The 11,849-nt window shown below is 69.1% G+C and carries 11 protein-coding genes; 4 read left to right on the top strand and 7 right to left on the bottom strand.

All coding sequences use genetic code 11. The features are described 5' to 3' along the window. Positions 1 to 254: 254 nt before the first annotated feature. The 4 genes from CIK71_RS15645 to CIK71_RS15660 form a co-directional block, all read right to left on the bottom strand. A complete protein-coding gene (locus CIK71_RS15645) occupies positions 255 to 467 on the bottom strand; it encodes a hypothetical protein (protein WP_096166618.1) in 213 nt (70 codons plus the stop codon). 106 nt (positions 468 to 573) lie between these two features. After that, on the bottom strand, positions 574 to 870 hold the full coding sequence (locus CIK71_RS15650; protein ID WP_096166619.1) for a DUF4235 domain-containing protein: 297 nt from the start codon (positions 868 to 870) through the stop codon (positions 574 to 576). A gap of 48 nt (positions 871 to 918) precedes the next feature. Beyond that, the gene (locus tag CIK71_RS15655; protein WP_096166620.1) at positions 919 to 1,332 is read right to left on the bottom strand and encodes a DUF3618 domain-containing protein; all 414 of its coding nucleotides are present in this window, start codon (positions 1,330 to 1,332) and stop codon (positions 919 to 921) included. A 1-nt stretch (position 1,333) separates the two neighbouring features. Then, positions 1,334 to 1,729 (bottom strand): phage holin family protein, encoded by a 396-nt coding sequence (locus CIK71_RS15660; RefSeq protein WP_096166621.1) that lies wholly within the window; start codon positions 1,727 to 1,729, stop codon positions 1,334 to 1,336. A 524-nt stretch (positions 1,730 to 2,253) separates the two neighbouring features. Between CIK71_RS15660 and CIK71_RS15665 the strand changes: the two genes are divergently transcribed. Together CIK71_RS15665 and CIK71_RS15670 are read left to right on the top strand one after the other, a co-directional pair. Further along, positions 2,254 to 4,092: a thiamine pyrophosphate-requiring protein gene (locus CIK71_RS15665; protein ID WP_096166622.1), complete on the top strand. Its 1,839-nt coding sequence runs from the start codon at positions 2,254 to 2,256 to the stop codon at positions 4,090 to 4,092. Positions 4,093 to 4,243: 151 nt separating this feature from the next. Beyond that, the gene (locus CIK71_RS15670; RefSeq protein ID WP_176485669.1) at positions 4,244 to 5,860 is read left to right on the top strand and encodes an FMN-binding glutamate synthase family protein; all 1,617 of its coding nucleotides are present in this window, start codon (positions 4,244 to 4,246) and stop codon (positions 5,858 to 5,860) included. A gap of 149 nt (positions 5,861 to 6,009) precedes the next feature. Here the strand turns inward: CIK71_RS15670 and CIK71_RS15675 are convergent, their stop codons facing one another. Together CIK71_RS15675 and CIK71_RS15680 are read right to left on the bottom strand one after the other, a co-directional pair. Continuing rightward, a complete protein-coding gene (locus tag CIK71_RS15675) occupies positions 6,010 to 7,062 on the bottom strand; it encodes a patatin-like phospholipase family protein (protein ID WP_096166623.1) in 1,053 nt (350 codons plus the stop codon). 200 nt (positions 7,063 to 7,262) lie between these two features. Then, positions 7,263 to 7,808, bottom strand: coding sequence for a YdeI/OmpD-associated family protein (locus CIK71_RS15680; protein ID WP_096166624.1), 546 nt, complete (start codon positions 7,806 to 7,808; stop codon positions 7,263 to 7,265). Between the two features lie 163 nt (positions 7,809 to 7,971). Between CIK71_RS15680 and CIK71_RS15685 the strand changes: the two genes are divergently transcribed. Then, positions 7,972 to 8,550 (top strand): AAA family ATPase, encoded by a 579-nt coding sequence (locus CIK71_RS15685; RefSeq protein WP_096166625.1) that lies wholly within the window; start codon positions 7,972 to 7,974, stop codon positions 8,548 to 8,550. A gap of 438 nt (positions 8,551 to 8,988) precedes the next feature. Next, positions 8,989 to 10,245: an MFS transporter gene (locus CIK71_RS15695; RefSeq protein ID WP_096166627.1), complete on the top strand. Its 1,257-nt coding sequence runs from the start codon at positions 8,989 to 8,991 to the stop codon at positions 10,243 to 10,245. A 177-nt stretch (positions 10,246 to 10,422) separates the two neighbouring features. On the opposite strand, the gene CIK71_RS15700 is transcribed toward CIK71_RS15695, so the two are convergent. After that, positions 10,423 to 11,748 (bottom strand): hypothetical protein, encoded by a 1,326-nt coding sequence (locus CIK71_RS15700; protein ID WP_096166628.1) that lies wholly within the window; start codon positions 11,746 to 11,748, stop codon positions 10,423 to 10,425. Positions 11,749 to 11,849: the final 101 nt, after the last annotated feature.

Genomic DNA, 11,849 nt, shown 5'->3' on the forward strand with positions numbered 1-11,849 from the left:
TACTCGTCGTTCTCCTACGACGTCGCCGAGCACCTGGCTTCACGCCATGAAGTTGACGAGCGGATCCTCGCGGCATTGGCCGCAAACTGACCCGAGCGGAATCTGCCCTGTCCGGACTTGCGATCCGGGGCGGTGTTTGTGAGAACTGAGAACAGTGCCGTAAGACGGGGCGGAGTTCTAGTGTATTCAGGGTTTTCGCAAGTCAACGCGACCGACCTGTTTAGTGTCGAGTGCGTTCCCGCCGCCCGTGGTGCTCAGTACCCGTAGCCTCCGGACTCCTCGGCGTCCTCCTTCTGAGCCTCCTCGGTGCTGTCGTGCGTCTCGGCCTCGTCGTGGGAGAGCTTCTTGGTCTCCTCGTCTACACGGTCCTTGCGGTCGTGTTCCGGGGTGGCGTCGGACGAGCCCTGGTCCTCGGAGCCAGTCTGCGGATCGTCCCCGTCGGGGTGATGGATGGGCGTGCTCGTCATGAGGGATCCTCCTGGATCTGCGAATTTTCTGGACGTGTGAACCTGTGGGCTGTGGGCTGTGGGCTGTGGGCTGTGGGCTGTGGGCTGAGAGCTGTGCACCTGCCGCTCAGTCGCCCGGCCATTCGCCGAAGACCCGCTCGAACGCCCGGGCCCCGCCACGGTCCACGAGCGCCTTGACGGTCGCGTAGATAGCGCCCTGCACGGCGGCGGCGAGCACGATCTGCCGCAGCGGGAACTCAGATTCCAGGGCCTTGGGCGTGTCCTCGGAGCTGCTCGGGGAGGCGAGCTTCCAGATCTGCTTGAACAGGATCCCGGCGACCGCGCCGCTCGCGACGCCGCTCACCAGACCGATGGGCCGGTACAGCACCTTGGCGGATGTGCTCGTGGATTTCTTGTGCGTCATGGGTGGTCTCCTTCGAGGCGCATGTGGGGTGGATGGGGCGCGAGACGCTCAGCGGGCGCGGAGCGCACCGATCGCCACGAGGCCGACGAGGATGCCGACGCCCGCGCCGAGGGCGATCCATGCGGTGGCGGCGGGGCGGCCGTCATCCCCGGTGGCCGCGTCACGCGCCCGGCTGATCGAGGACTGCGCCGCCTGGCCGGCGTGCTCGGCCTGGCCGCGCACGCGTGAGGCGATGTCCTCCACCTGATGCTGTGCCTGCGCCGTGGGATCGAGCTTCCGGGAGAGCTCGCTGACGGTGTTCGCGAGTTCGCGACGGGTGCGGGCGATATCTGACTCGATGTCCTCGGGGGAGGCGTCGTCGGCCGGCTCGGGGGTCAGGTCGGGAGGACCGGCGGGATCGGTGGGCCGAAGGGGCGGCTTCCCGATGTCCTCCGCGCGAGGGCCGTTGTGGGCTGTGCTCATCTCAGATCCGTTCTGTGATCTCGTCGGCGTCCCGGCGCAAGGTGGCGACGGTCCGCTCGGGGGTCGGGGTCAGGCCCTCCGCCTTCTTCTTCCCCAGCAGCGCGGCGACGCCTGCGGCGAGGAAGACGACGGCGGTGACGATCAGGGCCGCAGCCCATGGCGGCAGGACCAGCGCGAGCAGCAGGATCACCGTGGCGATCAGTGCTCCGAGCCCGAACCAGGCGAGAACTGCGCCCGCCCCGAACAATCCCGCTGCCGTCCCGCCCTGTTTGGCCTTCTCGGTGTATTCGGCGCGGGCGAGCTTCAGTTCGTCCCGCACCAGGCGCGAGGTCTGCTCCGACAGCCGATCGACGAGATGGGCGACGGAGGCTTCTTCTGGTGGATGGGGACTGCTCACGAGTGCTCCCTTCGGAACGTCGAGGCGACCGGTCCCAGTGCGAACCGGGGCTCGGGTCGCTCAACATCGGTACGAGACGTGCCGTGGATCACAGAGTAGGGCCGGCGCACGGCACCGCCCCTTCCGAAGAAGGCTCGGCAGCGCAACGTGGCGCCGTGACCTGGGATGTTGAGGGTTCGACGCGCTACGGATCGTTCCTCGACCGGGTGGTCGCAGGACTCTGCCCGCGTGTGCCCCTCAGCCTCCTGGCCGCGAAGCAGAGGGGGCCGATCAGAAAGCAGACCGTGCCCGCCGTCGGGCTCCGGTCCGAGCGCGTCGCCCGGCGCGCTCGGGGGCGAGCGGCCCGGGTCGCAGGCGGCCGACCGAGCGGACGCAGCACTGTTGTCCGCCTCGCGGGAGGGATACGTTGAGAGGCACCTGCCGGGCCCCGCATCGAGGATCCCGTGACCGCACGATCCCGTGGCCCGGGAGGGTGCCGCGTGGGAGCAGCGACGTGGCAGCGATCCAGCCGGAGGAGATCTTCCATGACAGCCACCGTCAGCGACTTCGTGATCGATCGCCTGCAGGAGTGGGGCGTCGGCCGGGTGTTCGGATATCCCGGGGACGGGATCGGAGATCTCGACGGGGCGCTGGGCCGGGCCGAGCGCGCCGGCACGGGGGTGAGCTATGTGCGGCCCACCCACGAGGAGGTCAGCTCCCTCATGGCCACCGCCCACGCCAAATTCACCGGTGAGGTGGGCGTCTGCATCGCGACGTCGAGCCCCGGCGGTTTCCATTTGCTCAACGGGCTCTACGACGCGAAGATGGACAACCAGCCGGTGGTCGCGATCGTCGGCCAGCAGCCCACGACATCGCTCGGGACCTTCGTGCAGCAGGAGAGCAACCTCGAGCGCGCCTTCGCGGACGTGGCCGTATACGTCCACACCGTGGTCGCGCCGGCACAGGCGCAGGCGGTGATCGACACCGCGTTCCGGACCGCCAGGCTCCGGCTCGGGCCCGCCGTCGTGATCCTTCCCCACGACGTCCAGGCCATGAAGATGCCGGACATGGCATCCCCCCGGCCCTCCGTGGCGCGGTCGAGCGCCGTGGCGCCGTCGATGTCCATCACGCCGCCGCCGGAGGAGATCGCGCGAGCAGCGGAGATCATCAACTCCGGCGCGAAGGTCACCTTCCTGGTCGGGCACGGGGCGGCCGGGGCGACCGCCGAGATCCTCGAGGCCGCGTCCCTCGTCGGCGCAGGGATCATCACCGCGCTGCGCGGAAAGCAGGTGGTGCCGTCGGACGTCCCCCACCACACCCAGCAGCTCGGCCTGCTGGGAAGCCTGCCGAGCGTGAAGCAGATGAAGGACTGCGACACGCTCGTGCTCCTCGGGACGAACTTCCCCTACAGCGAGTACCTCCCCCGCAGCGGGCAGGCCCGTGCCGTCCAGATCGACCTGAAGCCGGAGCACATGGGCCTGCGCTACCCCACGGAGCTGGATCTCTGGGGCGACGTCCGATCGACCCTGGCGGCTCTCATCCCGCATCTGGACCGGACCGACGATCTGTCCTGGCAGAACACCGCCGCGGACAACATGGTCGAGTGGGAGGCCGAGATGACCGCGCAGGCGATGGTGACCTACGAAGACGGGGTCAACCCGCGGCGCGTCTTCCACGAGCTGAACAAACGGCTCCCCGCGCAGGCGATCGTGACCGCTGACGCCGGGTCCACCGCGGACTGGTACGGGCACCACATCCGGCTCCGCGACGGCATGACCGGGGACCTCTCGGGCAGGCTCGCGACGATGCTCGGCGCGATGCCGTATGCGACGGCGGCGAAGTTCGCGTTCCCGGAACGGACCGTGGTGTGCACGATCGGTGACGGCGCCTTCCAGATGCTCGGGATGAACGAGCTCATCACGATCAAGAAGTATCTGGAGAGCTGGGGCGATGATCCCCGATTCATCGTCATCGTGCTCCACAACGACGACCTCACGCAGGTCTCCTGGGAGATGCGCACGCAGGATGCGAACCCCCTGTGGTCGACCGCCCAGGACGTCGAATCCGTGGACTATGCCGGATGGGCTGAGCTGCTGGGCTTCGCGGCATGGCGGGTCCGGTCCGACGACGACGTCGAGCCCGCCCTCGACGCGGCCTTCGCGACCCGGGGCGTCACCCTCATCGACGCCTACACCAGCAAGAACACCCCGCCCTTGCCACCGCACATCTCGGCCGAGTTCGCGAAGAACACCGGCATCGCGCTGCTGAAGGGGGACCCGGCGGAGCCGGGCGTCCTCACGGCGTCGGCCCAGGCCCTGCTGGTCGAAGGCGTCGAGCGGGCCAAGCAGAAGCTGCATCTCGGGCAGGACGAGGACCCCGACTAGAACCCGACCAGACCTCGACCAGACCATGAGCAGGCCTCGAACCGACCCTGACCGGGCCACGAGCAGACCCGCGAGCAGGCCCGCCGATCATCGGCCGGGCGCAGGCACCACCGACGAGACACCGAACTGACGAGCGACAGAGTGAGGCCCCATGAGTTCCCCCCGAATCCCCCGTTCCAGCCGGAAGCTCGCGGCCACGGCGATCGGGACCGCCGCTGTCGCGGCTCTCGGCGCCCGGGATCTTCTGCAGCGCAAGCACTCGATCCTGCGCATCTATCCGGTCATCGGTCGCGCTCGTTGGGCGTTCGAGGCGATCCGCCCCGAGATCCAGCAGTACTTCATCGAACGCGATACCGACGGCCGCCCGTTCGACCGTTCCACGCGCACGATGATCTATCAGCGGGCGAAGGGCCTGAGCGCGGACGACGCCTACGGCACCGAGAACGACATCACGGGTGCCGGATACGACCACATCCTCCACGCCTCCAGTCCGCTCGAGCCGATGCGCACACCGCCTCGCGTGCGGCTCGGCGGGCCCGACTGCACGCAGCCGTACGACACCGCGATGCTGAACGTGTCCTCGATGAGTTTCGGATCCCTCTCGGCGAACGCGGTCATGGCGATGAACTACGGCGCGAAGCACGGCGGGTTCGCCCAGGAGACCGGAGAGGGCGGACTGTCCAAATACCATCTGCGATACGGCGCCGACATCATCTGGGAGTTCGGATCGGGGTACTTCGGATGCAGAACGTCCGACGGACGATTCAACCCGGACGAGTTCTCCGAGAAGGCGGCCACGCCCGAGGTCAAGGGCATCCTCATCAAACTCAGCCAGGGCGCGAAGCCCGGTGTCGGCGGGGTGCTCCCGGCGGCGAAGATCACCCCCGAGATCGCTGAGGCGCGCGACGTCCCCCTCGGGAAGGACTGCGTCAGCCCGGCGGCGCACTCGGCCTTCAGCTCGCCGGTGGAGATGATGCACTTCGTGGCCCGGCTGCGGGAGCTGTCCGGCGGCAAGCCCGTCGGGATCAAGCTCTGCGTCGGCGAGCGCTCCGAGGTTCTGTCGATGTGCAAGGGCATGCTGGAGACCGGCATCACCCCGGACTGGATCTCGGTCGACGGCGCCGAGGGCGGAACCGGCGCAGCACCGCTGGAGTTCGAGGACCACGTCGGGACGCCGTTGTCCGACGCCCTCGTGATCGTCCACAACGCGCTCGTGGGGACGGGGCTGCGCGAAAGCGTCGCTCTCGGATGCTCGGGAAAGATCGCCGGCGGCAACGACATCATCCGGAAGATCGCCCTGGGGGCGGATTTCTGCAACGCGGCCCGGCCGATGATGATGGCGACCGGATGCATCCAGGCCCAACGGTGCAACACCAATACGTGCCCCAGCGGTGTGGCCACGCAGGACCCGCGGCGCAGCCGAGCAGTGGTCGTCGAGGACAAGGGGCCCCGGGTGATGCGGTATCAGCAGGCGACGGTGCGATCGGCCATGGAGCTGCTCGCCTCGATGGGGCTGGAGTCGTTCGACGACCTCGGCCCGCATCACGTGCTGCGACGCATCGATCCTGCGCGGGTGCTGACCTACGAGGACCTGTACACCTGGCTGGACGAGGGAGAGCTCCTGCACGGCACCGAGCACACCGCGTGGGCCCGGGACTGGGACATCGCCGATGCGCACCGTTTCCAGGGTGCCCGTCCGTCCCTCCAACGGCACCGCAAGCACCGCCGCACCGGCGAGCCCTCCCAGGAGCCGACGGACGGCCGGTAGGAAACTCTGCTCTCTGCTCTCTGCTCTCTGCTCTCTGCTCTCTGCTCTCTGCTCTCTGCTCTGTGCTCTGTGCTCTGTGCTCTGTGCTCTGTGCTCCGTGCCCCGTGCACGCGCGCCCGCACGCAGAGTGCGACGGAGATGTGGGCTGATCAGCCGGGGGAGCGGTAGGTGGCGATGTACTGCGCGAAGTCCCAGGCCTGCTGCGCGCCCGCCCCGTCGAGGAACTCCGTGGCAGCGCGCCTGCCCTGCTGATAGAGCATCTCGCGGTCCTCGTCGGAGAGGTCGAACTCGGTGGGCCGCACGGCATCGGTGTCGATGAAGATCGTGCGGGCCACGGCGTGGGAATCCTCGATGTGCATGCGGTCGTAGAACCCGGTGAGGGTGTTCAGCACGGCTTTGCCGAACGAGATCGGTCCGGAGATCCGGTTGACGGTGCCGAAGCCGTTCTCGGGGCGGGCGGAGAGCTTGATGCCGAAGGTGGGCCAGCGTGGCGGCTCGCCGTGCTCGCGATCGAACACGGAGACCGGGAAGTTCGAGAGCATCCCGCCGTCGACCAGCCACGAGGTGCCCCCGCCGAGGGTCTTCCACTTCGCAGGGCGGAAGAACAGCGGGATCGAGACCGACGCGCGCACGGCGTCGACCACACGGAGCGTCGAGGGCGTGATCCCGAAGGCGTCGGCATCGGCGGGCAGGAGGCGCAGCCGACCGGCGGAGAGATCGGAGGCGGTGACCACGAGCCGGTACTCCTCTCCACGGTGCGCATCGAGCTCCGGGTCCGGATCCCGGTAGCGAAGATCGGCGAAGGTGCCGGTGCGATCCGGGCGGCCGTGGGTCGTCAGCTGCTGCTCCAGCCACCGCGCCAGGGCCGTGGTGCGGTAGATGCCGTTGTGCAGCAGCACGCTGAGCACCTTGCCCGGCAGGAGGCGCACCCAGAAGGGGCCGTCCTGGAACATGCGGTAGTCCGTCTCCCGCAGGATCTGCACGAGCGTCGAGGCGGGAATATCCGCCGTGACCAGCGCACCGGCGATGGAGCCCGCCGAGGAGCCGGCCACCCGGTTCACGCGATAGCCGCGCTCCTCGAGCACCTCGATCGCCCCGGCCAGGGCGATGCCCTTGACGCCGCCGCCCTCGAGCACGAGGTCCACGCGCTGCCCGCCGGAGATGTTGCTCGAGCGGGACGGACTGTGATGCGGAACGGCCATTCGACCAGCGTAAGCGTGGTGACCGACGGTCGATGCCGAAGCGGCCCACGGACAACACCTGGTGCGGTGCCGTCGGACGGTCCATCCAAGGACAAGGCTTGAGGTTGGACCGTCGGACGGTCCATCCAAGGACAAGGCTTGAGGTTGGCTCGTCGGCGCCGGGCGCCTACCTTGCGGCTTATCTCGTGGCGCTCAGCCACTCACTCGATGCCGAGCAGCTTCCCGCTCCTGGACAGTTCGGGGTCAGTGCAGGAGGAGAGGTCGAAGCAGCAGGGTCGGCGACTGCCCTTGCGGAGCTTGTCGATCGACACGTCCACGCGCTTGGCACGGGTGTCGGCGTTCTTCGTGGCGCCCACCCAGCGCACCCACTCCCACCGGGCCATCGGGGTGATGGAGTCCCACTGCTGCTCGACGTCGTCCGCGCTCTCGAGCGCGGCCTCGAGATCCTCGGGCACCTCGGGCTCCGGCCACCGGGCTGCGGTGGTGAGGGTGAAGGTGAGGCGCGTCCCGTCGGCCGCCTCCAGAGCGGCCGCGAGCTCATCGTCCAGAGAGATCCAGTGGCCCTTGCGGCCGTCGGGCTCGAGCACCAGCTCGACCTCGTGATCCTCCAGTGCGCCCACCATCGCGACCTGGCCGCGGGAGGGCAGCTGCGCGCTCACATCCTCCGGCAGAGGAGCGATCAGGCGCTCGCCGATCGCATGCACGGTCGCCCGCCCCTCGATGGTGACGGTCTTCTTCGCAGCCATGGGAATGCTCCTCGGATCGAGAGCGGATCGGATGCGGCTCAGTTTACGAGGCTCACCCGTGCGTGCGACGGGGCGTCGTCCGCGGAGGGCGTCATCAAGGCTGAGCGGTGCCCGCCTCGGAAAACCGTTGGCTCCTTCCGGAGACGCGACCTACGGTGCCTTCATGACGCCTGTCGACCCCTCTCCCGTCGGCTCCGCACGCCTCGAGGCTCTCGACGCGGGCCGGGCGATCCTGCTGGTCACGGGACCGCCCGGGGCGGGGAAGTCCACGGTGACTACACTGCTCGCCCGGAGGCTCCGCCGTTCGGCTCTGCTCGACGGCGATTTCATCGCCCGGCTCGTCGTGAGTGGATACGTCTGGCCCCTCGGGGAGCCCGCCGACGAGGCGGCGCGGCAAGTGGCCCTGTGCAACCAGAACCTCTGCGCTCTCGCACAGAACATCGCGTCGGCCGGGATCACTCCGGTCATCGACTGGATCATCCCCGACAGGGCTCAGTTCGTTGTGTTCGCGACGGCGCTCGGGGCGTGGGGTCTGCGCCCGGTGGTGCTGGCTCCCGACCCTGCCGAGTGCGTGGCCAGGAACCGACAGCGGGACGAGCGAGAGCGGTTCGACTTCGACGACCATGCGGGGGTCATCGCGCGGATGCATCAAGCGTTCGGGGCGGACGTGCTCTGGGTCGACTCCACTCACCTCAGCCCGGAGGAGACGGCGGATCTGATCGTGGAGAGATCCGCCAGCTAGGCGACGTCTCGCATCCTGTGCCGCCCCTGTCGCACCCCGAGGGGGCTGAGGCCGGGGTCATCCCCGTCGTGTCCGTCTGCCTGGCCGTGCCGGATGAGCAGGATCCTGTCCATGTCGACAACGTAACAAGGACAGATGCGGTGGCAGCCTGATTCCTCACCGGGATCGGTGACGAGCGCGTGGGCCTGGGGACGCACCATCCGTCGCCCTCGTCGCGCCCCTCTGACGCGCTCGTCGCGGCCCGCCCTCTGGACCCTCCGTGCCCTGCGCACGCCGCCGCGAGTACCGTGGTCGAACTCCCGCTGCGCGGGCCCCGCACCTCCCCGTTCGAAGGAGTCCAGTGCCCGTTCAGCTCGTGCTCGCCGCGCCGCGATGTGTCGTCCCGACGGGCCCGACGGGGCGGACAATGTCGACGGGGTCGATGGGGTCTGACCTGGCATGACCACAGCCGTCTCCCCGCGCCCGCGCCGCTTCGGCCCGCTGCGCGACAAGCACTCCCGGCCGTATCTGATCACCGCCGGCATGTCGATGATGGGCGACAACATCGAGCACGTCATCACCTACTGGGTGCTCTGGCAGACGTTCCACTCGCCCTGGCTGGTCGGCTTCCAGGTGATCAGCCACTGGCTGCCCTTCCTCCTGTTCTCCGTGGTCTTCGGCGGGCTCGCCGAGAAGTACGACTGCCGACGCATCATCCAGATCGCCCAGGGGCTGTTCGCTCTCGTGTCCCTGGGATGGGGGCTGCTGTTCCTGACCGGCACCCTGGAGATGTGGAGCGCCTGCGTGCTGCTGGTGCTGCACGGCTGCGCCGGGGCACTGTGGGGCCCGGCTGAACAGCTCATGCTCCACGACTTCGCCGAGCCCCGTGAGCTGCCCAGCGCGGTGCGGCTGAACGCGACCTTCAAGAGCCTGGGCGTGCTCGCCGGGCCCGTGGTCGGCTCCGCGCTGCTCCTGCTGCTCGGCCCCACCTGGGGCATCTTCGCGAACATCCTGTTCTACCTGCCGATGACGCTGCTCATGGCGCGCACGCCCTTCACCGGGCACTCCCGCAGCGGCCTGGTGATGCGCGAACGGGTCTCGATCCTGGACACCCCGCGCGTGATCCGCAGTGTCGCGGACGACAAGGTGCTGGTGGGCATGATCGCGCTCGCCGGTCTGATCGCCGTGTGCGTCGGCTCCTCCCTGACGGTCGCCATGCCCAACTTCGCCGACACCCTCGGTGCGGGGGACGAGGGCGGCCTCGGCTATGGGCTGCTGCTGTTCGCCAACGGCATCGGCGGGGTGATCGGCGGCTTCCTGCTCGAGGCCACGGGACTCATCAAGGCCGACGTGAAGGCCGCGATCGTGGCGGCCGTGATGTTCGGACTGACCAGTCTCATCGTCGCGACCACCTCGCACTACGGGATCGCCCTGGCGGCACTGGTCCTCGGAGGCATCGCGAACCTGGCGGCCACCTCGGTAGGGCAGGCGATCGTGCAGCTGCGTGCTCCGGCGGACCGGCGCGGCCGGGTCGTCGGCGTCTACGGGATGGTCGGCAGCGGCATGCGCACCGGCAACGGCATCACGATCGCCTGGCTTGGCGCTCTGGTCGGTGTGAGCGGCGCCGTGGCCGTGGGCGGCATCGGCCTGATGGTGGGTGCTGTGCTGATCGCCGTGCTCACCGGACTGCAGACGGCACGCGGCCGACGGGCCTGAACCTGCCGACGGGCAGACGGGCCGTCGCACCCGACGAGGACAGTGCACGGCTCGACGGGTCAGTACCATGGCCGGATGTGGCCCGCGCACAGCCGCACGAGCCTGTGCATCACCGGACGGGCGGCTCAGCGCATGCGGTGGCGCAGGAGGCCGACGAGCTCAGTGCATTCAGCGGAGTCAGTGCATACGGCGGCGCAGGAGGCCGACGCCCAGGGCGATCGCGCCGCCGCTCACCGCGGTCGCGGTGATCGCGGCCGGCGCGCTCACGTCGATGCCGGTCGTCGCACGATGATCGGATCCGGCGTCCGAGGGGGAGCCCTCCGCCACGTCGTCGCCCGACGAGTGCGAATCGTTCGCACCGACCTCTCCGGAATCGTGAGAAGCCGTGTCACCGGCGTCCTGCGACGGGGCGGGCTGCTGCGGATCGGTCGACGAGTCCCCACCGGACTCCTCGGAGCCGGACGAGCTCCCTGCGCTGTCGGACTCCTCGGAACCGTTCGCGCTCGGATCGTCGGCGTCGGCGTCGGCGGTGGCGTCAGGGTCCGCGGGATCGGCATCGTCCGAGCCCGTGGAATCCGACTCGTCGGAGCCCCCGGACCCCGAATCCGTCGAGCTGGAGCTGCCGGAGCTCGCGTCGTCGTCCGAGGAGCCACCTGAGCTGCCCGAGCTGCCTGAGCTGTCGGGCTCGTCGGAGTCGCCTGAACTGCTGGAACCGCCGGTGTTCGACCCGGAGCTGTCGGAGTCCTGGGACCCCGTGCCCTGGGACCCCGTTCCCTGGGAGCCCGAGTCACCGGATCCCGAATCGTTCGAGCCGGAACCGTGGGAGCCTGCGTCATCCGAGTCGGAGCCGCCGGAGCCCCCCGACCCGGAACCCGAGCCGTTCGAGCCCGAGCCCGAGTCGTCGGACCCGGAATCGTCGGAATCGGAGTTGTCGGAGTCGGAACCGTCTGCATTCGACTGGTCGTCGTCGCTGGCGGCGTCGTCGTCCTTGCTGGTGCCGTCGCCCTCGGTGCCCTCGCCGCTGTCGTCGTCGTTGTCGTCCTTCGAGTCATCCCCACCGCCGTCCGAGGGCTCGGGGTCATCAGGTGCAGGCTCGGCCTCGGCCACGTCGAAGCTGATGTCGGCGTTGTTGCGCTCGCCCTGCAGGACGATCTGGACGATGTGCTCACCGGGTTCCTCGGGCACGAACGTATAGCTCACGCGCCCGTTCCGGTCGCTCGTGATCCCCTCGGACTGCGACTCGGCTCCGGCGACGTTGACGGTTCCGCGGGTCTGTTCACCGACGGGGAAGCAGATTCCCGAGACGGTGACGGGCTGGCCCACGGTCGGGTCGCCCGAATCCCCGGCGACGCTGAGCGTCGCGGGCTTGTTGCACACCTCGCCCTGGGTGTCGGCCGCCGGGGGCGTGGGGTCACCCAGCGCCGCGGGCGCGACCCCTGCAGACGCCACCAGCGCCACGCCTGCACCCAGGCAGGCGAGCGTGGAACGGCCTCGGGTGATCACAGAAAGACTCCTCGGTAATGAAGATCAACCCGGCTACCCTATGAGCAGGCCCAGCGGAGTGCGCCCATGCGGGATTCATCGCTGGGCAAACTCTTCGCGAA

Origin of the sequence: Brachybacterium alimentarium, assembly GCF_002332425.1 — a bacterium.
In the GTDB taxonomy this organism is placed as follows: Bacteria; Actinomycetota; Actinomycetes; order Actinomycetales; family Dermabacteraceae; genus Brachybacterium; species Brachybacterium alimentarium.